Source organism: Pseudomonas sp. DE0010 (genome assembly GCF_007680745.1).
Classification (GTDB): domain Bacteria; phylum Pseudomonadota; class Gammaproteobacteria; order Pseudomonadales; family Pseudomonadaceae; genus Aquipseudomonas; species Aquipseudomonas parafulva_B.
Genome location: NZ_VEJQ01000003.1, coordinates 1 through 23,166, shown reverse-complemented (window position 1 = coordinate 23,166; position 23,166 = coordinate 1). Strand labels below are relative to the sequence as shown.

Genomic DNA, 23,166 nt, shown 5'->3' with positions numbered 1-23,166 from the left:
GCCAGAAATCAATGTTCCCAGGTGGCTGGGCAGCCGGTGCAGCCTTGCATGTTGGCGTCCTGGAAGTTGCCGTAGTGCAGGCGCGCGCCCTCCAGATGGGCTTGTTCGAGGTTGCTCTGGCCGAGCTTGGCTTCCTGGAGGTTGGCGTCATTGAGCTGAGCGCCGCGCAAGTCGGTCTTGCTCAGCCAGGCCATTTCCAGGTCGGCAGCCTGCAAGTTGGCCTGCTGCATCCGGGCACCGGAGAGCCGGGCGAATTGCAGGTAGGCGGCGCTAAGATCGGCGTTGGCGAACTGGGCGCCCTGGGCGAACAACCCCCAGCCCTGGATCGCTATCAGCCGTGCGCCGCTCAGGTTGGCCAGGCGCAGGTTGCTTTGCTGCAGGCTGGCGCGGGTCAGGTTGGCGCCCTGCAACCGGGCCTTTTCGAGGTTGGCCAGGTCCAGCCGGGCGTGGCGCAGGTCGGCATCGCGCAGGTCAGCGCCGGCCAGGTTCATCTTGCGCAGGTCCTGGTTGGCCAGCTTGGCGCCCCGCAGGTCGGCGCCGGGGCATTGGCTGGCTTCGGCAATCACGCAGCCGTTGATGCTCAACGGCGTGTCGCTGTCGTCGATGTCAGTGGCCAGCGCCATGGCGGGGGTGACGGCCAGCAACAAGGCCAGGGGTAGAAAAGTCATGATCGAGCTCTCTGGGCAGACGGAAAAGGGCAGGGCGCAGCCAGACCGCACCCCGCTGTCGGTCAACGGTGAGCGGTCGTGTTATCCCAGCTCGGTATCTTGAACACCCAGAACGAACCGCCCTGGGCAACTGGCTTGGTCAGTTCGGCCATGTCGCCACCCCACAGCGGTACCGCGCCGCCATAGCCGACAGTGACGCCGATGTACTGCTCCCCGTCCTGCTCCCAGGTAATGGGCGGGGAAACGATGCCGCTGCCGGTCTGGAATTTCCACAGCTCCTTGCCGGTCTTGGCGTCGAACGCCTTGAAGAAACCGTCACCGGTGCCGGTGAACACCAGGTTGCCCTTGGTCGCCAGCACCCCGGCCCACAGCGGCAGGTGCTCCTTGTGTTCCCACACCAGCTTGCCGGTGGTTGGGTCCATGGCACGCAGGGTGCCTACGTGGTCGTCGTACATGCGCTTGATGCGAAAGCCCATGCCTAGGTAAGCGGAGCCTTTCTTGTAGTTCACCTCCTCGGTCCAGTACTCCTCTTTCCACTGGTTGCCTGGGATATAGAAAAGCCCGGTGTCCTGGCTATAGGCCATGGGGTTCCAGTTCTTGCCGCCCAGGAAGGGTGGCGACACTTCCACCGGTTTGCCCTTGGTTTCACCCGGCAGCGGCTTGGCGGGCCGTTGCCCTGGGTTTTCCACGGGGCGGCCAGTCTTGAGGTCGATGTGGCTGGCCCAGGTGATGTTGTCGACGAAGGGGAAGGCGTTCTGCAGCTTGCCGTCGTTACGGTCCACCACGTAGAAGAAGCCGTTGCGGTCGGCATGCCCCGTGGCCTTGATCACCTTGCCGTGCTTGTCCTTGTAGTCGAACAGCACCAGCTCGTTGTTGCCAGAGAAGTCCCAGGCGTCGTTGGGGGTGTGCTGGTAGAACCATTTGACCTCGCCGGTGCTGGGGTCCACGCCCACCTGACCGGAGGTATAGAGGCTGTCGTAATCGTGCGGGTTGCCGTCCTTGGCGGTGCGTGCCCAGGTGTTCCAGGGGCCGGGGTTACCGGCACCGACGATGATGGTGTTCGTCTCGGCATCGAAGCTTGCGCTCTGCCAGGGCGCGCCGCCGCCGTGGCTCCAGGCCTCCACCTTGCCGGTTTCGGTGGTCGGGTCATCCGGCCAGGACGGTGCCTTGACGTTGCCGGTGGGGGTGCTGTCCTTGCCATTGAGGCGGCCCATGTGGCCCTCCACGAAGGGGCGCATCCACACTTCCTCACCGGTTTCCGGGTCACGGGCGAACAGCTGGCCCACCACACCGAATTCATCGCCCGAGCTGCCGTGGATCAGCAGCACCTTGCCGCTGGTCTTGTCTTTGACCAGCACGGGCGCCCCGGTCATGGTATAGCCGGCGCTGTGGTCGCCGAACTTCTTGTTCCACACCACCTTGCCTGTGTTCTTGTTCAGCGCAATGACCCGAGCGTCCAGGGTGCCGAAATAGACCTTGTCGCCGTAGATGGCAGCGCCTCGGTTGACCACGTCGCAGCACGGGCGAATGTTGTCCGGCAGGCGGTGGTTGTAGGTCCACAGGCGTTTGCCGGTCTTGGCATTGAGGGCGAATACCCGCGAGTAGGAGCCGGTAACGTACACCACCCCGTCGCTGACGATGGCCTGGGACTCCTGGCCACGCTGCTTTTCGTCACCAAAGGAGTAGGACCAGGCCGGGGTCAGCTTGAACACGTTCTTGTCGTTGACCTGGGCCAGCGGGCTCCAGCGCTGGGCGTTGGTGCCCATGCCGTACTGCAGCACATCCCCAGGCGTGAGGTGGTCGTTGGCGATGTCTTCCCAGGTCACGTTCTTGCTGGCAGGTGCCGGGCTTGTGGTTGCCGCCGTGGCCACTGTCCCGGTGGCCAGGCTGGCGGCCAGCAGCAGGGCCCTCACGCTCAGGGCCAGGGGAGACGGGGCGGGTAGCGATCTTGTTGTCATGGTTGCGATTCCCTGTGGAGTTTGGCCCGCACAGCGTGGTCCGCCTGGGCGCTGCGCAACAGGGAGAAAATCCCGCCGTGGCCGGGAAAACTTCCCAGCGCCAACCTCTTTTCGCACTTCGTCGCAAGCCCTACTACCAAGGAACGAACACCCGACCACCAAAGCAGCATACGGCCCCGGCGCTGCGGTTTCTAAGATGGCGGCACGGCCTCTGTGGTTGAGGCCTTGCGTGCAACCGTGAGGGCATAACAATGACAATCAAACGCAACGTCGTGCTTGCTGCAGGCCTGTTGGCCGGTGCCGTGTTGACCGGGTCGGCCTGGGCCCACGGCAACGTGGTGCCTCAGGCGGTGGAAACCCAGGGGCTGACCCCGATCAAGGATGCCGGCGTGAGCCTGGATGCCGATGGCTGGGCGGCGGTCAACCCTTACCGGGAGTCTCCCGAGCACGACAAGGCGGTGGAAATCGGCGCGTCGGCGTACAACCAGAACTGCGCAGCGTGCCATGGTCTGGAAGCCAAGTCCGGCGGCATCGCACCTGACCTGCGCATGCTCGACGTCGGCGAAGCGGGCGATGAGTGGTTTGTTGAACGTGTGCGTCACGGTGCCGTGCGCGATGGCCGCGTGTACATGCCCAAGATGGCGGACTACCTGAGCCAGGAAGCGCTATGGGCGGTGCGCACCTACCTGGACAGCGTGCACGTGGACGAATGAACGTCGTGCGCCACTGGGCAGCCAGGCTTTGCGCCATCGCCGGCCTGCTGCTGTGGGGGGCGGCGGTGCAGGGGCAGGTGCGCAATTACGATTCGATCATCGCCGCAGGCGAGCTCAAGGTCGCGGTCTACAAGGACTTTGCCCCCTACAGTTTCCAGGACCATGGCCAGGCCCGTGGGGTGGACGTGGAGCTGGCGCAGGCGCTTGCCGATGCGATGGGCGTGCGGCTGCAGCTGATCTGGGCGCCGCCTGGCGAGAAGCTCGACGACGACCTGCGCGATTACATCTGGCGAGCAAGTCCGCTGCGTCACCAGCAGTTGGCCGATGTGATGATGCGCGTGCCTTACGACCAGGCGTATACCCAGAAGCGCAACGAAATGGGCGAGCTGGAAAATGGCCAGGTGGTGATGTTCGGCCCTTACCAGCAGGAGCGCTGGCAGGTGGCGTTCGATCGCAGGCGCCTGCCGTCGGTTGGCAGTATCGCGACGCTCAAGGGCCACCCGGTCGGAGTCGAGGTAGACAGCGTGCCTTCGTTCTACCTGACATCGGTGTTCGACGGGCTACTGCGTGCAAGCGCACGCCACTACCCCAGCGTGCAGCGGGCGTTTGCGGCCCTGGGCCAGGGCGAGGTGGATGCGGTGATGGCCATGCGCGGTGAAGTGGACTGGCAGCTGCACCAGGCCCGCAACCCGCATCTGCAGGTGGCTGAAAACGCCTACCCCAGCCTGGGCAAGCAGGTGTGGGAAATCGGAATGGCGGTGCATGAAAGCAACCGGCAGCTGGCCTACGCCCTGGAAGAAACCCTCGAAGCGATGATCCGCGAGGGTCGCATGCAGGCGCTCTACGCGCACTACGGGCTGCGCTATGAGGTCCCGGAGATGTACCAATAGGAGCGAGCGATGAACTGGCGAGCGGGGTTGGGGCTGGTGTGCATCCTGGGCTGGTCGGCTTATGGGCAGGGCGATGCGCCTGCCAGCAATGCCGACCCTGTCCCTTCGGTGATGTGGGCGTTCTACCACAAGCAGATCCTGAACCAGGCGCCGTTCGTCTTCGATGATCGGGTCAAACTGCTGTCGCCGCCTTTTGCCGAGGATGCCCGCCAGGTCCCGCTGGAGATCGATGCCAGGGCCTTGCCTGATGTGGTGCGGATTCTGGCCTGGGCCGAGCTCAATCCATTGCCGCGCATCGTCGACTTCGAACCAGGGGAACAGGTCATGCCTTGGTTGTCGGTGCGCATCCGGGTCGAGCAGGCCACGCCGTTACGGGCAGCTGCGTTGACCCGCGACGGCATCTGGCATGTGGGGTCGGCCCTGGTCGACGCAGCCGGTGGAGGTTGCACCGCACCCAGCGTGGTGCGCACCCAGCCAGGGTGGGAAGAGCACTTGGGCGAAGTGCTCGGCGGGCGCTATCGGCGCCAGGACGGCAGCCGCTTGCGCTTGCAGATCGCTCACCCCATGGACAATGGCCTGGTCAGCGGGATTCCGGAATTTTTCATCAACCAAGCTGAGCTACTGGATGGACATGGGCAGCGGTTGGCGGCTTTGGTGCTTTATCCGGCGGTGAGTGAAAACCCAAGCCTTGGGTTCGATGTACGCGCACCGGGGCCTACCCGCCTGGTGCTGCAGGACAACAGCGGCAATCGGTTCGAAGCCGCCGTGCCCTGAACGTGGCCGGCTTGTTTTCATGCTCGATGGGAGGCACCTGATGCGATGGATGATGCTCTTGCTGCTGGGCGTGTGCCTGCCGGCGCTGGCCGACTTCGACTACCGGCTGGCGCCGCGCCAGATCGCCCAGGGCACCTGGGTGCTTGAAGGCAGTACCGACAATTTCGCCAAGACCAACGGCGGCAATGTCGTTAACACGGCGTTCATCGTGACCGACGCTGGCGTGGTGGTGATCGACAGCGGGCCGTCCAAGCGCTATGGGGAGGCCTTGCGCCAGGCAATCGCCGGGGTCACGCACAAGCCTGTCATCGAAGTCCTGTTGACTCACCACCACCCTGATCATGTGTTGGGTAACCAAGCGTTCGCCGATGTGCCGATCGCTGCGCTGGCCGGTACGACCGAGCTGTTGCGCCAGCAGGGCGATGCGATGGCCGAGAACATGTACCGTTTGGTCGGCGACTGGATGCGTGGCACCGAAGTGCTCTTGCCCACCGAGGTGGTCCAACCCGGCGTGCGTGAAGTGGGCGGGCATCGATTGCGCCTGTTGGGGTTGGCAGGGCATACCGGCGCTGACCTGGCCATTTTCGATGAGACGACCGGCGTGCTATTCGCTGGTGACCTGGTGTTCTACGAGCGTGCCCTGACCACGCCCAACAGCCCGGGGCTGGACGTCTGGCAGCGTGACCTGGACACGTTGCAGGCCTTGCCCTGGAAACAACTGTTACCGGGCCATGGCCCTGTCGCAAGCGATACCAGGCCCTTTGTCCAGATGCACGAATACCTGGGCTGGCTGGACGGCCTGATGCGCGAAGGCGCCGAGCGGGGCGCCGACATGGTCGAGCTGATCCGCAGCCCTGTGCCTGAGCGGTTTGCCGCGATCAGCCTGACGCGCTATGAGCTGATTCGAAGTGTCAGCCACCTGTACCCGCGCTACGAAAAGCAGGTGATGCAACGGGTGGATCTCAGGCCCTGATAACGGCCAGGGCTAGTGCTCTTGTACCAAGGAACTAGGGTTTTGCGTATTGCGGTCAATTGCTGGCAGCCAGGGCGGGAACAAGAATTCCCGCCACACCGGGAAAATTTCCCGGCATAACAAAAAGCCAAAGGTAGCTGCCATGACCCGTACTCCATGTCGTCCCGTGTTTGCCTTGAGCCTTGTGTTCAGCGCCTTGCTGCTCGCCGGCGCAGCCCATGCCGGCGTCACCGATGCCGAAATCCTGCAAGACCCCAAGAACCCCCAGCAGATCGTGACCAACGGGCTGGGCGTGCAGGGCCAGCGCTACAGCCCGTTGGACATGCTTAACACCGGCAACGTCAAGGAGTTGCGGCCGGTTTGGGCATTCTCCTTCGGCGGGGAGAAGCAACGCGGCCAGCAGGCGCAGCCGTTGATCAAGGATGGGGTCATGTACCTCACAGGCTCCTACTCACGGGTATTTGCCGTGGACGCACGCACCGGCAAGAAACTGTGGCAATACGACGCCCGCCTGCCCGACGATATCCGCCCTTGTTGCGATGTCATCAACCGAGGTGTTGCGCTGTACGGCAACCTGGTCTTCTTCGGCACCCTGGATGCCAAGCTGGTGGCCCTGAACAAGGACACTGGCAAGGTGGTGTGGAGCAAGAAGGTGGCCGATCACAAGGAAGGCTACTCCATCAGCGCTGCACCCATGATCGTCAACGGCAAGCTCATTACCGGCGTTGCCGGAGGCGAGTTCGGGGTGGTGGGCAAGATCCAGGCCTACAACCCGGAGAACGGCGAGTTGCTCTGGATGCGGCCCACCGTCGAGGGCCACATGGGCTATGTCTACAAGGACGGCAAGGCCATCGAGAACGGCATCTCGGGCGGTGAAGCCGGCAAGACCTGGCCGGGCGACCTGTGGAAGACCGGCGGTGCTGCTCCCTGGCTGGGCGGCTACTACGACCCGGAAACCAACCTGATTCTGTTCGGCACCGGTAATCCCGCGCCCTGGAACTCGCACCTGCGTCCCGGCGACAACCTGTATTCGTCCTCGCGCCTGGCGCTGAACCCGGACGATGGCACGATCAAGTGGCACTTCCAGAGCACCCCCCACGACGGCTGGGACTTCGACGGTGTCAACGAGTTGATATCGTTCAACTACAAGGACGGGGGCAAGGAGGTGAAGGCCGCCGCCACGGCTGACCGCAACGGCTTTTTCTACGTGCTCGACCGCACCAACGGCACGTTCATCCGCGGCTTCCCCTTCGTCGACAAGATCACCTGGGCCACGGGCCTGGACAAGGACGGCCGCCCGCTCTACAACGACGCCAGTCGCCCGGGTGCACCGGGCAGCGAAGCCAAGGGCAGCTCGGTCTTCGTCGCGCCAGCATTCCTGGGCGCCAAGAACTGGATGCCCATGGCCTACAACCGTGACACCGGGCTGTTCTACGTGCCTTCGAACGAATGGGGCATGGACATCTGGAACGAAGGCATCGCCTACAAGAAAGGCGCAGCGTTTCTGGGCGCAGGCTTCACCATCAAGCCGCTCAACGAGGACTACATCGGCGTGCTGCGTGCCATCGACCCGGTCAGCGGCAAGGAAGTCTGGCGCCACAAGAACTACGCCCCGTTGTGGGGTGGGGTGCTGACCACCAAGGGCAACCTGGTCTTCACCGGCACCCCTGAGGGGTTCCTCCAGGCTTTCGATGCCAAGACTGGCGAAAAGGTGTGGGAGTTCCAGACCGGCTCCGGTGTGCTCGGCTCACCTGTGACCTGGGAAATGGACGGCGAGCAGTACGTCTCGGTGGTCTCCGGCTGGGGCGGCGCAGTGCCGCTGTGGGGCGGGGAGGTGGCCAAGCGGGTCAAGGACTTCAACCAGGGCGGCATGCTCTGGACCTTCAAGCTGCCCAAGCACCTGCAAGGCACTAGCGCGACTGCGCAGCGCTGAACCCTACTACCAAATGACGAGCGCCCCGCTGCCAACGATGCATTCGCCTGGCAGGCGGGGCTTTTTACCATCGTCGTATCGCCTGTCGCAGGCAGGCATCGACCCGCAGAGGCTCAGCATGATCTACGCACAACCCGGAACCCCAGGCGCCGTCGTGTCCTTCAAGCCACGCTATGGCAACTTCATCAACGGCCAGTTCGTACCGCCGGTGGCGGGGCAGTATTTCACCAACAGCTCGCCGGTCAACGGCCAGCCGATCGCCGAATTTCCTCGGTCCACGGCCCAGGACGTGGACAAGGCCCTGGACGCCGCCCACGCCGCCGCCGATGCCTGGGGCAGGACCTCGGTGCAGGACCGCGCGCTGATGCTGCTGCGCATCGCCGATCGCATCGAGCAGAACCTGGAGGTACTGGCGATCACCGAAACCTGGGACAACGGCAAGGCCGTGCGTGAAACGCTCAATGCCGACGTGCCGCTGGCGGCGGATCATTTCCGCTATTTCGCCGGCTGCATCCGGGCTCAGGAGGGCGGCGCCGCCGAGATCAACGAGGGCACCGTCGCCTACCACTTCCATGAACCGCTGGGTGTGGTGGGGCAGATCATCCCCTGGAACTTCCCCTTGCTGATGGCCGCCTGGAAGCTGGCCCCGGCACTGGCCGCCGGCAACTGCGTGGTGCTCAAGCCCGCCGAGCAGACGCCGCTGTCGATTACCGTCTTCGCCGAGCTCATCGCCGACCTGCTGCCAGCTGGCGTGCTCAACATCGTCCAGGGGTTTGGCCGTGAAGCCGGGGAGGCCCTGGCCACCAGCAAGCGCATCGCCAAAATCGCTTTCACAGGCTCCACGCCGGTGGGCTCGCACATCATGAAGTGCGCCGCGGACAACATCATTCCCTCGACGGTAGAGCTGGGCGGCAAATCGCCGAACGTCTTCTTCGAGGACATCATGCAGGCCGAACCGGCCTTCATCGAGAAGGCTGCCGAAGGGTTGGTGCTGGCCTTCTTCAACCAGGGCGAGGTGTGCACCTGCCCGTCGCGGGCGCTGATTCAGGAATCGATCTACGAGCCGTTCATGGCTGAGGTGATGAAGAAGATCGCCAAGATCAGCCGTGGCAACCCGCTCGATACCGAGACCATGGTCGGCGCGCAAGCCTCCGAACAGCAGTACGACAAGATCCTGTCCTACCTGCAGATCGCCCAGGACGAAGGCGCTCAGTTGCTGACCGGCGGCGCTGCCGAGCGCCTGCAGGGCGACCTGGCCAGCGGCTATTACATCCAGCCCACGCTGCTCAAGGGCGACAACAAGATGCGCGTGTTCCAAGAGGAGATCTTCGGGCCCGTGGTGGGCGTGACCACCTTCAGGGACGAAGCCGAGGCGCTGGCCATTGCCAACGACAGTGAATTCGGGCTGGGAGCCGGCGTGTGGACCCGCGATATCAACCGTGCCTACCGCATGGGCCGCGGGATCAAGGCCGGGCGTGTCTGGACCAACTGCTACCACTTGTACCCGGCGCACGCTGCATTCGGGGGCTACAAGAAGTCGGGCGTGGGCCGTGAAACCCACAAGATGATGCTCGACCACTACCAGCAGACCAAGAACCTGCTGGTGAGCTATGACATCAATCCACTGGGCTTCTTCTAAGGCCCAGGCACTGTCGTCCATGTGCGCCGTGAGTTCGTTCCAAAGTAGCATTTGGCCCTGCGGCTGCCCGTGCATTAATGGCTGTACCGGAATCGTCCGGCACAAGAAGAGGACACGCCATGTGGACCAAACCCGCCTTTACCGACTTGCGCATTGGCTTTGAAGTGACGATGTACTTCGCTAACCGTTGATCCGCCCTCCGGCCACCCAAGCGGTGGCCGGTGTCTTTCTACCCCGCCAGGAACAGTCTGGGCCGTGGAGCCGATCACCCGTCAGCAGGCCTTGCAAGTGCACCGCCGGGCCCGCTTGCGCTGGGAGCCGAGCACAGGCATGCATGTGCTGCAGTGCCCGGGCGTGGTCATCGAACTGAACGGCAGTGCTGGCTGGGTGCTGGAACTGCTGGACGGTCAGCTCAGCGTGGCGGGTGTCATCGAGTGCTTGCGTCAGCGCTTTGCCGATGTGCAAGGCCTTGAGGAAGACGTGCTGGGCTTTCTCGAGCTCGCCAGGGCCAGGGCCTGGGTCGAGTGAACACGATGCCACCTAGGTCTGGTTGCTTTCGTCGATGGATGCATTACGCTGGCACTCACCTTCCAGAACAATAAGAACAGGCTTGCCCATGAGCCAGAGTTTCAGCCCGCTTCGCAAATTCGTTTCGCCTGAAATCATCTTCGGTGCCGGCTGCCGGCATAACGTGGCCAACTACGCCAAGACCTTCGGGGCCCGAAAGGTGCTGGTGGTCAGCGACCCTGGGGTGATCGCTGCCGGGTGGGTGGCCGACGTCGAGGCCAGCCTGCAAGCCCAGGGCATCGACTATTGCCTCTACAGCGCGGTGTCGCCCAACCCCCGGGTCGAGGAGGTGATGCTCGGCGCCGAGATCTACCGGCAAAACCATTGCGATGTCATCGTCGCAGTCGGCGGGGGCAGCCCGATGGACTGCGGCAAGGCCATCGGCATCGTGGTGGCGCACGGGCGCAGCATCCTCGAGTTCGAGGGCGTGGACATGATCCGCGTGCCCAGCCCCCCGCTGATCCTGATCCCGACCACGGCCGGCACCTCGGCGGATGTGTCGCAGTTCGTGATCATCTCCAACCAGCAAGAACGCATGAAGTTCTCCATCGTCAGCAAGGCGGTGGTGCCCGACGTGTCGTTGATCGATCCGCAGACCACCCTGAGCATGGACCCATTCCTGTCGGCCTGTACCGGGATCGATGCCCTGGTGCACGCCATCGAGGCGTTCGTCTCCACTGGCCACGGCCCCTTGACCGACCCGCATGCCCTTGAGGCCATGCGCCTGATCAACGGCAACCTGGTGCAGATGATCGCCAATCCGGCCGACATCAGCCTGCGCGAAAAAGTCATGCTGGGCAGCATGCAGGCGGGGCTTGCCTTTTCCAATGCCATCCTCGGTGCCGTGCACGCGATGTCCCACAGCCTGGGCGGCTTCCTGGATCTGCCCCACGGCCTGTGCAATGCCGTGCTGGTCGAGCATGTGGTGGCTTTCAACTACAGTTCGGCGCCCGAGCGCTTCAAGGTGATTGCCGAAGTGATGGGCATCGATTGCCGGGGCCTGAACCACCGGCAGATCTGCGCGCGACTGGTCGAGCACCTGATCGCCCTGAAATACGCCATGGGTTTTCATGAAACCCTTGGGCTGCACGGTGTGCGCACCAGCGATATTCCATTCCTGTCGCAACACGCGATGGACGATCCGTGCATCCTGACCAACCCACGCGCCTCCAGCCAGCGCGACGTCGAGGTCGTTTATGGCGAAGCCCTCTGAAGCGCAGCAGCGAGCCCTGGCCGGGCTGCTGGGGCTGGGCGACCAGTCCGCGCGCAAGAGTCATTACCCGGAACTGGCTGCGCGGCTGGAAGAACTGGAAGCTGAGCGCAACCGCTACAAGTGGTTGTTCGAAAATGCCGTTCACGGGATCTTCCAGGCCAGCCTGCAGGACGGCATGCGCGCCGCCAACCCGGCCCTGGCGCGGATGCTGGGCTATGACGACCCCCAAGCCGTACTGTTTTCGCTGACCGACCTTGCCGCCAACCTTTTCGTCGGGGGCGCTCAGGAACTGCACACCATCACCACGACCTTGGCCCGCGAGCATAGCCTGCACGGTTACGAAACCCGCCTGCGCCGCCGCGATGGCAGCCACATCGACGTGCTCATGAACCTGCTGCGCAAACCTGGGCATGAAGGCTTGGTGGAAGGGTTCGTGGCCGATATCACCGAGCGCAAGCTGGCGCAGCAGCACTTGCAGCAACTCAACGATGAGCTTGAGCAGCGGGTGGCTGACCGCACCGATCAACTGCTCGAAGCCAACAGCAACCTGCACCAGCAGATCACCGAGCGCAAGCAGATTGCCCGGGCCCTGCGCGATGCCCGGGACGCCGCACAACTGGCCAACCGCAGCAAGGACAAATACCTGGCGGCGGCCAGCCATGACCTGCTGCAACCGCTCAATGCCGCCCGCTTGCTGATTTCGACCCTGCGCGAGCGGCCGCTCGCGCAGGCCGAACAACTGCTGGTGGAACGCACTCATCAGGCCTTGGAAGGGGCCGAAGACCTGCTGACCGACCTGCTGGACATCTCGCGACTTGATCAGGCCGCCGTGAAGCCTGACATCGGCGTGTACCACCTGAGCACCCTGTTCGCGCCACTGGTGTCCGAGTTCGAATCGGTGGCCGAAGCCGCAGGCCTCAAGCTCAGGTCGCGTATTCCCGACGTTGCCATGGGCACCGATGTGCGGCTGATGACCCGCATCCTGCGCAACTTTCTCAGCAATGCCTGCCGCTACACGTCAAAGGGCGGCGTGCTGTTGGCGGCGCGGCGGCGTGGCCCTGACCTCGAGCTGCAGGTGTGGGATACCGGGCGCGGTATCCCGGACGATCGCCTGGAGTCGATCTTCCTCGAGTTCAACCAGTTGGATGTGGGCCGGGCAGCCGAGCGCAAGGGGGTTGGGCTGGGCCTGGCGATCGTCGAGCGCATCGCCAAGATACTCGAGCATCCGGTACGGGTGCGCTCACGGCCAGGGCGAGGGTCGGTGTTCACGATTCAGGTGCCGATGGCAAGCTGCCTGCCAGCGGCCACGGCAGTGGCGCTACCGCAGCCGAGCATGGGGGACCCCCTGCCGGGGCGGCGGCTGCTGGTGCTGGACAACGAGTCGAGTATCTTGCACAGCATGGGCGCCCTGTTGGGGCAGTGGGGCTGCAAGGTCGTCACGGCCATCGATCAGCATGCAGCCTTGGACGCGCTGCAAGGTCAGCCGCCGGAACTGATCCTGGCAGACTACCATCTGGACCACGGCATTCTGGGGTGCGACGTGGTGGAGCGGTTACGTGAGCAGTTCGGGTGCACGATCCCCGCCGTCATCATCACCGCCGACCGCAGCGACGAAGGCAGGCAGGCGTTGCAGGCGCTGGGCATGCCGGTGCTGAACAAACCGGTCAAACCCGGGAAACTGCGCGCGGTGCTCAGTCAACTGCTGACCTAACCGACAATCGGGCAGCGCATTTCACTGAATTTAAGCATTGGCACGGATATCTCATGGAAGTTGGCCATGTCCGGGTTGGGTAGGTCATGCGACCACGCTCTGGTGAACAAGAACAAGAAGGGGGCTTATATGAGCTGTCTGATATGCGCAGGACAAGCAGAGTCCATCGAATGTGCCGGCGGGTGGGAGCAGCGCCAGTGCGCGCAGTGTGGGTGTTACCGAATGTCCCAGGCATTGATTCTGACGATGATGGAAGAAGGCCAGATATTCGACACTGCTCGCATGCGTCAGTGGCTCATGGTGAGCAGGGACAGCATGCCAGTGCCTTCCATCGACCGCGCCCAGGCGATCCTGATGCCGTGAGGTGGCGCAGGGGCTCTGCTCGTGCAGAGCCCCGCGTCAGTCAGAGAATGGGCTTGCCGCCTGTGACCGCATAGCGCGAGCCACTGATGTAGCTGGCTTCGTCCGAACCCAGCAGTACGTAGATCGGCGCCACTTCCACCGGTTGGCCAGGGCGGCCCATGGGGTAGCTGGAGCCGAAATTCTTGACGGCTTCGTCGGGCATGGTCGCGGGGATCAACGGCGTCCAGATCGGGCCTGGCGCAACGCTGTTGACGCGCACGCCCTTTTTGGCCAGCAGTTGCGCAAGCCCTGCAGAGAAGTTGGCAATGGCGCCTTTGGTCGCCGCATAGGCCAATAGCGAGGAAGACGGATCATCGGAGTTGACCGAGCTGGTGTTGATGATCGAGCTGCCTTTGGGCATGGACGGCAAGGCGGCCTTGCAGATGCGGAAGATGGCCGTGATGTTGGTGTCGAAGGTCTTTACCCATTCCTCGTCCTCGATTTCCTCGAACGTTTCGTGGGCCATCTGGAACGCGGCATTGTTCACCAGAATGTCGATGCGGCCGAACTCGGCCACGGTCTGCTCCACGATCGCGTGGCATTGCTGCTTCTGCGACAGATCGCCTGGCAGCAGTAGGCACTTGCGTCCGGCTGCCTCCACCCAGCGCTTGGTCTCTTCGGCGTCTTCGTGTTCATCCAGGTAGGAGATGGCGACATCGGCGCCTTCACGGGCATAGGCGATGGCCACCGCGCGGCCGATGCCGCTGTCGCCGCCGGTGATCAGCGCCTTTTTGCCTTCGAGCCGGCCATGGCCGACGTAGGTCTGCTCGCCGCAGTCCGGTACCGGGTCCATTTTCGGCTGGGAGCCGGGTACGGTCTGGGGCTGAGAGGGAAAGGGCGGGGTAGGGTAGTCGCGCATGGTAGAAGCTCCTGCAGTTGAGAATGCTCGTACCTGTTCGAAAGGTCCCGTTGCCCTGGGTTGAGTTGGATCGACGATTGGGACGACGAGCGGCCGTGGGCAACCCTTCAGCGTGTTTCCCCATGCGCTTGAGCATGGGGAAACAGCGTGGGCGCTATCGGTGTTTACCGCGCACGCGCCATGCGCCCCATGCCAGGCCCAGCGAGGCCGCAACCACCGAACCTGCCAGCACGCCCAACTTGGCCGCACCCAGCGCCGCAGGGCTGGCGAATGCCAGGTTGGCGATGAAGATGGACATGGTGAAGCCGATGCCTGCCAGCAGCCCGATCAAGGTGATGCCGCTCCAGTTGACCCCTGGCGGCAACGAGCAGAGCCCCAGGCGCACCATCAGCCAGCTGATGCCGACGATACCCACCGGTTTGCCGATGACCAGCGCCGCCATCACCGACTCCATCACCCAGCGCGGTGTTTCGCTGTCCAGGTTGACGCCCGACAGGCTAACCCCGGCATTGGCCAAGGCGAACAGCGGCATGATGCCGAATGCCACCCAAGGGTGCAGCGCGCTCTGCACACGCACCACCGGCGGCAGCACTTCACGTTGCGCCACGCGCAGGTGCTTGAGAGGCGTCAGCAATTGGCTGGCGTCCTGGGTCGCGGCTTTGGCCCGGCCGACCACTTCTTCGCTCAGGCGCGACACGGCCTCTACGGGGCGTTCCCACATAGGGCGGCTGGTGACGGGGGTCATCAGCCCCAGGACGACGCCTGCCAGGGTAGGGTGGGCACCGGTCATCAGCACACCCACCCATGTGATCGCGCCTGGGATGACATAGGCAAAGGCCGAGCCCACGCCGATGCGCTGCATGAGCAGGACCAGCAGCAGGCCTACTGCCGCGACAGCAAAGCCCAGGTAGTCCAGGCCACCGGAGTAGAAAACGGCGATGATCAGCACCGCGATGATGTCGTCGATGATCGCCAGTGCCAGCAGAAAGACGCGGATGTTCGACGGGATCGACTTGCCCAGCAATGCCAATACGCCGACCGCGAAGGCAATATCGGTGGCTGTCGGCACGGCCCAGCCTTGCTGCTCGCTGGGGGCATGGCCGAAGCCCAGGTAAACCATGGCAGGCACGGCCACGCCGCCCATGGCTGCCACCATGGGCAAGGATGCCTGGCGCAGGCTGGAAAGGGCACCTTCATGGATCTCGCGGCGGATCTCCATCCCGACCACCAGGAAGAAGATCGTCATCAGGCCGTCGTTGATCCAGAAATGCAGGGACTGGGAATAGACCAGCGAGCCGATACCCAGCGTGATCGGTGTGTGCCAGAGGGCGTCGTAGCTGGCGGCGGCCGGGGAATTGGCCCAGATCAGGGCAGCGATGGCGGCGATCAGCAGTACCACACCACTGACGGCTTCGATGTGCAGAAAACGTTCGAGGCTGGCCAGCGCACGCTCGGCCAGTTGCTGTGCTTTGGGGACCTTGGTGTTTTGCATAGGCGCAATGACTCCCGCATGGCGGCCCGACCTGCGTAGCTTTTTTAACCTGCTTCACTGCCCCAAGCAGCTAGCACCCGGGCGCGATTGTAGCGCAAGTGGCCACGCGTGGGGAGATTGAGGGCGTTGGAGCTGTGCACGGCGCTGCGCTCGTGGGTGTTAGACAACTACCTCAAGAACGGATTCCGAAGCTGGCTGAGTGGCGGTTTTGCAACTCACAGGTGCTCCATGAAAAATACGCCGTTCCCCGACGACTCCGTTGACGCGTTCATTGCCGACCGACTGCCGCCTTGGATGGCTAATGCATCGGTAGAGCAACTCCAGGGCCTGCACCGGGCGCTGCTCGACCAGCAACGGGCGCGTGAGCAGGTGCAGGCCGTGTTCGCTCAGGTGCAGCCTCTTGACGAATTCGCCAGTCCATTGCTGGAAGCGGCTTTGCAGAGGCTCTTGCACCGGCCGGTGGACGTCCGAGCAGCCAAACTTCGTCGAGTTGTGCATGTACGTTACCCATCCGGTGTTACAACCGTCCCTGATCGCGTGGTTCCAACCACACTGGAGCAACCCTTGCTGGCCTGTGCGTTGCACAATTTCGATCGGCGAGAGACCGCCGAGGTCGCCTGGTTGCCACAGTCGAACGTGCTGGATGCAGATGGGACGGTGCTTCCCTTGCGCCCGCGGGCTTTCGCGGGGGTGTGTCGGTCCTTGGACCTGGGCGCGGCTTATCAGCAGCACCTCAAGCAGGTGTTATTTGCCGACGACAAGCGCCGACGCGAGGTCAGCGCGGTGCTTGAAGAGGGGTGGCGCCGCAGCCTGCTGGCCGCTATAGAGCTCGCGCGGCTACAGGGCGTTGTGAAGGGTGGGGCTCTCGATCGCCTGGTCAGTGCCGTAGCCGGCGCCAGCGAGCCACCAGCCGGCGCATTCAGCGAACTTCGCCTGTTGGGCCGAGTGGTGACCGGTATCACGGTTTTCGAGCCAGCGTCTGACCAAGCCTCGTCCGCACCGCGGGACCTGATCGTGTGGATACCCGACGATCCCTACGGCGCCATTGGCACTTATCCATCGTGGTCGCAGTTGTTTCGCAGCCTTGGCACTCGCTTGCGCGACCCTGCGTACCGGCAGTTCTTCCAACGCTTCATCAAGGAGCATGATCGCCTGCATTTCAGCCAGCGCTTCCGGCATCTGTTGGGCAGCGCAAAGACTGAGGACCCCCTTGAACTGGACGGGCGCCATCAAGTCATCCACGGCGCACTGGTCGCACACCTGCGCAGCGTCCAGGTCGATACCCTGCTCGAGGACGCGCAGGCCCTGGCTGTGCCCAACACGGCGGTGGACAGCCAGGCGCGAGACCGTCGAACACACTTACTCAAGGGGTTCGGCCTGGACATGCTGGGGTTGGCCAGTTTCTTCGTGCCCGAGCTCGGGCTGCCCTTGCTCGCACTGGCGGCGCGCCAGATTACCGATGACGTGATCGATGGCTACCACGAGTGGGCGCTTGGCGATCGAGAGGCAGCGCTCGGTCATCTGATAGCGGTGGCGCAGAACGTCGTCATGATTGGGGTAGGTGCAGCTGCCGGTGCAGCCGCGGGCCGGATGCTGGCGCGAGAAGGCATCATCGATGAACTGGCCCCTGTACTGACGCCTACGGGCGAACAGCGCCTGGCCCGGGCCGACTTGCCGGGTTATGCGGTTCCCGACACGAACCTGATGGCGGGGCAACGGGGTTTGCTCAATGGGCGCCCACACGTGGCCATCGAGGATAGTGGCTACAGGTTGGGAATTGATGAGCAACGGCCAACGATTGAGCATCCGCAGCGTGGCCAAGCTCCTGAAATTATCCTGGAGGACAACGAGGCGGGCGGGGTGCGCCATGCATTGGAGCGTCCACAGGCGTGGTCCAACGTCGGCATGCTGGTAGCGCGTCTGGGTTCGAACCTGGGTTCGGTGAGCCCTGCAGCGGCGCGCGCGGTGCTGCGCAGTGTCGGCCTGGACGAAGCCGCGCTGCGACGCTTGCATCTTGAAAATGCACCTGCACCCGCGCGGTTGTGTGATGCCTTGCAAAGATACGAGCTGCATCGCGCGTTCCCCCGCCTGCGTGGACAAGCCTTCGAAGCGCAATGGCATGAGGCCCAGGGAGTCCCCGCGCTTGCGGCAGAGCCGCTGCACCGGGATTTTCCGGGGCTTTCCACGCGCGCTGGCCGGGAGTTGCTCGCGGCCGCCAGCGATACCGAGCTCAGCCAGTTGCTGGAGCAACGCAAAGTGCCGCTTGCACTGGCCGAGCGGGCGCGATGGGCGCTGCATGACGCACGCCTGGACCGTGCATGTGCCGGCTTCGAGCAGCCCAACGCCGTTGACAGCGATACCGAGCGGTTGGCCTTGGCATTGCTGCACCGCGACTGGCCTTGGGCTGCGTCAGTCAAGATAGAAGTGCACGAGGCGCAGTTGGGTGGCGCTAGGCGAGCCAGCGTGGGCGCTGACATGGCACCCGAGACCCGCTGCGTGATTCACACGGCACAAGGATATCTGGCAACCGATCATGCAGGACGTCCCTTGCCCGGTGCTGTGGCCAATGACGGATTTTTCCAGGCATTGCTGCGCACCCTTGACCCAGAGCAGCGCGTTGCGATGGGGGTCGCCTCAAAGGCGCCCGCCGATCTTGCCAGCGCGCTGGCAGACCGTGCTTTTGCAGACCGGACTCAGGCTGCGCGGCTCCTGGGCATGACACCGGTTGGCAAGCCAAGGCCTCCGATGCGCCTTGGCGATGGACGCATCGGCTACGTGCTCAGTGGCCGACCGGAAGGGTCGCGGCAGGCCATGCTTCGCGGCTACCAGCAGATCTTCCCGACGCTGAGCGACATGGAAATCGAAGTGTATCTTGAGCGGGTGCGCTTGCAGGGCGAGCAACCGTGGGACCATCTGCGCCAATTGCAGCAGTGCCTTGTCGATCTGGGTGACAACCTGGCAGCCTGGCGCCGAGAAGCCACCACTGCGCCTTTGCCCGAGCGCCGTCGACAGATTGCCCGTCGCATCCGCCAATGTTGGCGGCGAAAGCGACCCGATGCCAACGGCGAATACCGCCTGGTCATTGACAGCGAGCGCATCGATAGCCTTCCGCTGCTGCCTGAGCAAGCGTCATTCGATCACGTCACCCACCTGACACTGCGCCGCGCACACTTGTCGAGCATCACTGAGGGGTTTCTCCAGCGGTTCCCTAATGTGCGCACACTGGACCTGAGCCACAACATGCTGACCAGTGTCCCTGAGGGCATCCAGACACTGACGCAGCTCACCGAGCTGCACCTGACGCGTAACCAGATCGTGATCGACGACGCAGGCCTTGCCAGGCTCAGCGCGTTGACCAAATTGCGCGTGCTTGACCTGTCGCACAACCCGATCGGGCAACTGCCACCCCTGGTTCGACTGCTGGATCTACAGCGTCTGCACTTGCGTGACACGGGCTTGGAGGCGTTGCCAGTAGAGCTTTATATGCACCCTGCCTTGGAGGACATCGACCTTCGCGACAACCGTATCGCGGACATGAGCCCGACCCTTGCTCACTCCCACCGGCGTCTGGCTGGGCTGAGCCTGCACGATAACCCTGTACCCGAACCCACCCAGACCGCGCTGCGCAGCACTCTGGGCGAGGCCGGGGCAACGGCGTTGCCTTTGCGCCGTCATGGCCCTGGCGGGCAAGAATCCCTTGAACGCTGGTTGGCGGACTCTAGCCCTGAGGAGCGTGTGATCCGCTCCGAGCACTGGACGGCGCTGACCGACGAACCTGGCAGTGATGACCTGATGCGGTTTTTCAACGACCTCGGGCGTTCGAACGATTATGACTTTCAAGGCATCGATCTACGTAGGCGTATCTGGGCGTTGATCGAGGTTTGTGTTGAAAATTCGCAAGTCCGTGAAGCTGTCTTCCAACAGGCAGCAGGCCCGCGCACCTGTGCTGACCAGATGCTGCTGATGCTCAGTCTGTTCGAGGTGCGTGCCCTGGTCACGACCCGCACCGCAGGGCTTGCCGCCGCAGACATGGCGCCTGCTCTGGTGCGCATTGGTCGCGAGCTCTATCGCCTCGATGAGGTGGATCGCGTCGCAGCCCAGCACATTTCCAGGGAGCGGGCCATCAACCCCTACGGACTGATTGATGAAGTGGAGATACATCTTGCGTACCGGGCAGGATTGGTCCGGCCGTTGGGGCTGCCGGCTCAGTCGCGCTACATGTATCACCGGGTATTTTCCGACGTCAACGATGTGCGTCTACGTGATGCCGCGCGCAGCATTCTGCTTGCAGAAAGCAATGCGCGGATCGCCGATTCGCTGCTGCAGCGCACGTTTTGGATCGATTTTCTGCGCACTTCGTATGCGGGCGAGTACGAGACGCTGAACCAGCCCTATCACGTCCGGCTCGAGGGGCTTTTGCAGGGCCAGGAAGGTATGACCGAGCAGCAGATCCTCGAGGCCGTGGGTAACCTGGCCGATGAGCGCAGCGCGGCCGAGCGTCAGCTGACACTGTCGTTGACCTTGCGGCTGCTGCTGGAGCATCCCTGGGAGGGAGAATTGGCGTGACAACGGCGCCCGTCATTGACGGGCCCGCTTATCCGCCGACGGGTATGGGCCTCAGAAGTTGTAGCGCAGCGTCGTCATGACGTTGCGTGGGGCGCCGTAGATCCCGCCTGCCGTGGTCGTCAAGTAGTGCCTGTCGAACAGGTTGTTGACGTTCACGCTGGCTGATAGCTGCGGCGTCACCTGATAGCGCGTCATCAGGTTGACCAGCGCATAACTGCTCTGGGTGGTGGCGTAGCTCAGGGCATAGCCCGTTTCGCTTTGCCAGTTGATCCCGCCGCCGACAGTCCATTTGTCCAGCTCGCCCGGCAGGCGGTATGTGGTGAACAGCTTCACGCTATTGCGCGGAATCTCGGTAACGATGCGCTGGTCGTTGGTATCGAAGCTGACGTTGTAGGAATAGCCCGCCATGACCTGCCAGCCTTCGGCCAGCTCACCGTTGAGCTCAAGCTCAACACCTTCGCTGGTGGTGCCGCTCTCGGCGCGATACGCCTGAAACCCGTTGGGCTGCAGCAAGCGCCCATCGGCGATTGCCAGGTTGTCCTGCTCCACCCGGAACAGGGCCAGGCTTGCGGTCAGGCGTTTGTCGAGCAGATCGGCTTTCAACCCCACTTCGTAGCCTGTGCCTTCTTGCGGGTCAAGGGGCGAGCCCTTGACGTCGCGAATCTGGTTACCTTGCGGGTTGAAGATTTGCGTGTAGCTGGCGTAGACAGCCCAGGTATCGTTCAGGTCATAGACCAGGCCAGCATAGGGGATCACTACACCGTTTTCGGTCCGCTCGGTACGTTGACGCGAGCCGGTATAGAGCGCGCTCTTGTTCACCCTGTTCCAGTCGACCACCCGCGCCCCGAGGATCAGCCTGGCGGCATCGCTCAGGTGCAGCCGCGAGGTCAGGTAGCCTGCGTACTGGGTTTCGGTCATGTCGGTGGTGCCGATTTGGGTGAACACCGGCTTGGGGGACGATCCGTTCCAGTTGAAAATGTTGTCGATGGTGTCGTCGTAGCCCGTTCGGGCACTCTGCCAGCCGCCGAAGTTGGATGTGCCTCTTTCCTCGGTCCGTGACAGGGTCACGCCGCCGATCACTTCGTGCTCGCGTCCCAGGGCGTCGAAGGTGCCGGTGAGGTAGGCATCCAGGCTGTGCTGGGTGGGCGCGGCCTTCCAGCGGGTCGGGTTGATCGTAGCCCCGGCACCGGTTGTTGGGTCGATTTCGCCATCGACGTAGGCGATCACGGAGTCGTAGTCGTTGCGCGCATGGCTGTACTCCACCTTGCCGCTCCAGCCGTTGGCGAACTGATGTTCTAGCGAGGTGAAGAGGGTACTTTGCTGCCGATCGTAATAGCTCCAGTTTGGCGCGGTATTGAACGAGCGGGAGAAATGCGTGCGCGCCCCGTCCGTGGTGAACAGCGGGAAGCCGGTGCGAATGGGTGCGGTACTGTGGGTGACCTGATGGCTGAGGCCCACCGTCAGCAGGGTCTCGTCGCCCAGGTCCAGTTCGGTGATGCCGTAAAGGGTCGAGAGCTGTTGGTCAAAGCGGTCGATCCAGGCGTGCTGGTCCTTGTGATCGGCCACCAGGCGGCCACGCAGCCTGCCGCTTTCATCGAGCGCGCCGCTCACGTCAACGCCCAGGCCGTAGCGGTCCCAGCTTCCGGCCTCTGCGCTCAACTGCACTTGAGGATCAACGGTGGGGCGTTTGCGGATCAGGTTGATGGTGGCCGATGGGTTGCCCATGCCGCTGATCAAGCCTGTGGCGCCGCGCACGATTTCCACGCGGTCGTACATGGCTGTGTTCTGGGTGTAGTTGTCCATGTTCGCCGACGTGGGGACGCCGTCGATCTCGAAGTTGCGGATGGCAAAGCCCCGGGACAGGTACGCCGTGCTGTCGGCCCCCAGGCTTTCGCGAATGACGGTGATGCCGGTGGTAGCGTCCAGTGCGTCGGTGAGGGTATCGAGCTTCTGGTCGTCCAGGCGCTGGCGCGTCAAAACCGTGATCGATTGTGGGGTTTCCTTGAGTGACAGGTTCAGGCGCGTAGAGCTGCTGGACGATTCGGTGGTGTAGGCGCCCGAACCCTCGGTAAGTGCGCCGGGGGCCTTGCCGGAAATGCTCAGGGCGGTCAGTTCCATCGCCCCGCTGGTGCTTGGGGCAGGTGGGAGCACAAGGTAGCCACCGTTGGTGTCGCGACTAAGGCGCAGGTCAGTGCCTTGCAACAGGTGATTTAAACCTTCCCATACGCCATAGCGTCCTTGCAGGCCGTTTGAACGAAGGCCGGCGAGGGCGGTACGCTCGAACGATATCGAGATGGCGGCGCGCTGGGCGTATTCGTTCAGTATGCTGCCGAGTGGGCCGGGGGCGATGTCGAAGGAGATCGTCTGCACCTGATCAGCTGCCAGGGCGGGCTGGTGAGCAAGGGGCCAGAGAGCAATGCCTAGCAAGGTTAGGCGTAACATCTGGGCAAGGGGAATTGACTGGTTGCGAAGTGTCATGGCGTGTCCGTTCGTCCTAGGCGTGATCGCGGCTTATCCGCCGCTTTTTTACATGAACGAACGAGCACGACGATTCACCAGGGCTGGCAGAGGATGAGCCATGGCCAGGGCGATAATAAAATCGTCCCATACAACTAGCCGTTGCCGTTGCCGTTGCCGTTGCCGTTGCCGTTGCCGTTGCCGTTGCCGTTGCCGTTGCCGTTGCCGTTGCCGTTGCTATCGCTATTGCTGTTGCTGTTGCTGTTGCTGTTGCTGTTGCTGTTGCTGTTGCTGTTGCTGTTGCTGTTGCTGTTGCTGTTGCTGTTGCTGTTGCTGTTGCTGTTGCTGTTG

At 63.3% G+C, this 23,166-nt stretch carries 18 protein-coding genes; 13 read left to right on the top strand and 5 right to left on the bottom strand.

The annotated features are described in order from the left end of the window. Nucleotides 1-8: 8 nt before the first annotated feature. Together FS767_RS02990 and exaA are read right to left on the bottom strand one after the other, a co-directional pair. Nucleotides 9-668 (bottom strand): pentapeptide repeat-containing protein, encoded by a 660-nt coding sequence (locus FS767_RS02990; protein ID WP_144964133.1) that lies wholly within the window; start codon nt 666-668, stop codon nt 9-11. A gap of 62 nt (nt 669-730) precedes the next feature. Then, on the bottom strand, nt 731-2,626 hold the full coding sequence (gene exaA, locus FS767_RS02985) for a quinoprotein ethanol dehydrogenase (protein WP_144964132.1): 1,896 nt from the start codon (nt 2,624-2,626) through the stop codon (nt 731-733). A 251-nt stretch (nt 2,627-2,877) separates the two neighbouring features. Between exaA and pedF the strand changes: the two genes are divergently transcribed. The 11 genes from pedF to FS767_RS22785 all read left to right on the top strand — a co-directional run bounded on the left by pedF (nt 2,878) and on the right by FS767_RS22785 (nt 13,402). Then, on the top strand, nt 2,878-3,339 hold the full coding sequence (pedF, locus tag FS767_RS02980) for a cytochrome c-550 PedF (protein ID WP_058605249.1): 462 nt from the start codon (nt 2,878-2,880) through the stop codon (nt 3,337-3,339). Beyond that, nucleotides 3,336-4,229 carry an ABC transporter substrate-binding protein gene (locus FS767_RS02975; protein ID WP_144964131.1) on the top strand — a complete coding sequence of 298 codons (894 nt, stop codon included), beginning with the start codon at nt 3,336-3,338 and terminating at the stop codon, nt 4,227-4,229. Before pedF ends, FS767_RS02975 begins: the two co-directional genes overlap by 4 nt. A 9-nt stretch (nt 4,230-4,238) precedes the next feature. Beyond that, a complete protein-coding gene (locus tag FS767_RS02970; RefSeq protein ID WP_144964130.1) occupies nt 4,239-5,003 on the top strand; it encodes a quinoprotein dehydrogenase-associated SoxYZ-like carrier in 765 nt (254 codons plus the stop codon). Nucleotides 5,004-5,043: 40 nt separating this feature from the next. Next, the gene (locus FS767_RS02965; RefSeq protein WP_144964129.1) at nt 5,044-5,976 is read left to right on the top strand and encodes a quinoprotein relay system zinc metallohydrolase 1; all 933 of its coding nucleotides are present in this window, start codon (nt 5,044-5,046) and stop codon (nt 5,974-5,976) included. Nucleotides 5,977-6,118: 142 nt separating this feature from the next. Beyond that, nucleotides 6,119-7,909, top strand: coding sequence for a PQQ-dependent alcohol dehydrogenase PedH (gene pedH, locus FS767_RS02960; protein WP_144964128.1), 1,791 nt, complete (start codon nt 6,119-6,121; stop codon nt 7,907-7,909). A gap of 118 nt (nt 7,910-8,027) precedes the next feature. Beyond that, nucleotides 8,028-9,548 (top strand): aldehyde dehydrogenase family protein, encoded by a 1,521-nt coding sequence (locus FS767_RS02955; RefSeq protein WP_144964127.1) that lies wholly within the window; start codon nt 8,028-8,030, stop codon nt 9,546-9,548. A gap of 119 nt (nt 9,549-9,667) precedes the next feature. Beyond that, nucleotides 9,668-9,739, top strand: a complete 72-nt coding sequence (gene pqqA / locus FS767_RS02950) for a pyrroloquinoline quinone precursor peptide PqqA (protein ID WP_003253598.1) — start codon at nt 9,668-9,670, stop codon at nt 9,737-9,739. A gap of 64 nt (nt 9,740-9,803) precedes the next feature. Beyond that, nucleotides 9,804-10,076 carry a pyrroloquinoline quinone biosynthesis peptide chaperone PqqD gene (gene pqqD / locus FS767_RS02945; RefSeq protein ID WP_058637242.1) on the top strand — a complete coding sequence of 91 codons (273 nt, stop codon included), beginning with the start codon at nt 9,804-9,806 and terminating at the stop codon, nt 10,074-10,076. Nucleotides 10,077-10,164: 88 nt separating this feature from the next. Continuing rightward, nucleotides 10,165-11,328, top strand: coding sequence for an alcohol dehydrogenase-like regulatory protein ErcA (ercA, locus tag FS767_RS02940; RefSeq protein WP_144964126.1), 1,164 nt, complete (start codon nt 10,165-10,167; stop codon nt 11,326-11,328). Beyond that, nucleotides 11,312-13,039, top strand: a complete 1,728-nt coding sequence (locus FS767_RS02935; protein ID WP_144964125.1) for a NahK/ErcS family hybrid sensor histidine kinase/response regulator — start codon at nt 11,312-11,314, stop codon at nt 13,037-13,039. Before ercA ends, FS767_RS02935 begins: the two co-directional genes overlap by 17 nt. Before the next feature lie 222 nt (nt 13,040-13,261). Then, complete coding sequence (locus tag FS767_RS22785; RefSeq protein WP_167340226.1) at nt 13,262-13,402, top strand: hypothetical protein; 141 nt, start codon at nt 13,262-13,264, stop codon at nt 13,400-13,402. Nucleotides 13,403-13,442: 40 nt separating this feature from the next. Here the strand turns inward: FS767_RS22785 and FS767_RS02930 are convergent, their stop codons facing one another. Then, a complete protein-coding gene (locus FS767_RS02930; protein ID WP_144964124.1) occupies nt 13,443-14,300 on the bottom strand; it encodes an SDR family oxidoreductase in 858 nt (285 codons plus the stop codon). A gap of 154 nt (nt 14,301-14,454) precedes the next feature. Next, nucleotides 14,455-15,792 (bottom strand): Na+/H+ antiporter NhaA, encoded by a 1,338-nt coding sequence (gene nhaA, locus FS767_RS02925; protein ID WP_144964123.1) that lies wholly within the window; start codon nt 15,790-15,792, stop codon nt 14,455-14,457. 228 nt (nt 15,793-16,020) lie between these two features. On the opposite strand from nhaA, the gene FS767_RS02920 reads away from it, so the two are divergent. Continuing rightward, nucleotides 16,021-20,358: an NEL-type E3 ubiquitin ligase domain-containing protein gene (locus FS767_RS02920; RefSeq protein WP_144964122.1), complete on the top strand. Its 4,338-nt coding sequence runs from the start codon at nt 16,021-16,023 to the stop codon at nt 20,356-20,358. Between the two features lie 51 nt (nt 20,359-20,409). On the opposite strand, the gene FS767_RS02915 is transcribed toward FS767_RS02920, so the two are convergent. Then, nucleotides 20,410-22,728: a TonB-dependent receptor gene (locus FS767_RS02915; RefSeq protein ID WP_256674223.1), complete on the bottom strand. Its 2,319-nt coding sequence runs from the start codon at nt 22,726-22,728 to the stop codon at nt 20,410-20,412. Nucleotides 22,729-22,977: 249 nt separating this feature from the next. On the opposite strand from FS767_RS02915, the gene FS767_RS22780 reads away from it, so the two are divergent. After that, the coding region (locus FS767_RS22780; RefSeq protein ID WP_178102704.1) for a hypothetical protein at nt 22,978-23,166 on the top strand (189 nt) is incomplete at its 3' end.

Coding starts and splice junctions, on each gene's coding strand:
- FS767_RS02965 (WP_144964129.1), top strand. CDS start 5,044: ATGCGATGGATGATGCTCTTGCTGCTGGGCGTGTGCCTGCCGGCGCTG.
- FS767_RS22785 (WP_167340226.1), top strand. CDS start 13,262: ATGTCCCAGGCATTGATTCTGACGATGATGGAAGAAGGCCAGATATTC.
- FS767_RS02920 (WP_144964122.1), top strand. CDS start 16,021: ATGAAAAATACGCCGTTCCCCGACGACTCCGTTGACGCGTTCATTGCC.
- FS767_RS02975 (WP_144964131.1), top strand. CDS start 3,336: ATGAACGTCGTGCGCCACTGGGCAGCCAGGCTTTGCGCCATCGCCGGC.
- pedH (WP_144964128.1), top strand. CDS start 6,119: ATGACCCGTACTCCATGTCGTCCCGTGTTTGCCTTGAGCCTTGTGTTC.
- FS767_RS02935 (WP_144964125.1), top strand. CDS start 11,312: ATGGCGAAGCCCTCTGAAGCGCAGCAGCGAGCCCTGGCCGGGCTGCTG.
- FS767_RS02930 (WP_144964124.1), bottom strand. CDS start 14,300: ATGCGCGACTACCCTACCCCGCCCTTTCCCTCTCAGCCCCAGACCGTA.
- FS767_RS02955 (WP_144964127.1), top strand. CDS start 8,028: ATGATCTACGCACAACCCGGAACCCCAGGCGCCGTCGTGTCCTTCAAG.
- exaA (WP_144964132.1), bottom strand. CDS start 2,626: ATGACAACAAGATCGCTACCCGCCCCGTCTCCCCTGGCCCTGAGCGTG.
- pedF (WP_058605249.1), top strand. CDS start 2,878: ATGACAATCAAACGCAACGTCGTGCTTGCTGCAGGCCTGTTGGCCGGT.
- ercA (WP_144964126.1), top strand. CDS start 10,165: ATGAGCCAGAGTTTCAGCCCGCTTCGCAAATTCGTTTCGCCTGAAATC.
- FS767_RS02970 (WP_144964130.1), top strand. CDS start 4,239: ATGAACTGGCGAGCGGGGTTGGGGCTGGTGTGCATCCTGGGCTGGTCG.
- nhaA (WP_144964123.1), bottom strand. CDS start 15,792: ATGCAAAACACCAAGGTCCCCAAAGCACAGCAACTGGCCGAGCGTGCG.
- FS767_RS02990 (WP_144964133.1), bottom strand. CDS start 668: ATGACTTTTCTACCCCTGGCCTTGTTGCTGGCCGTCACCCCCGCCATG.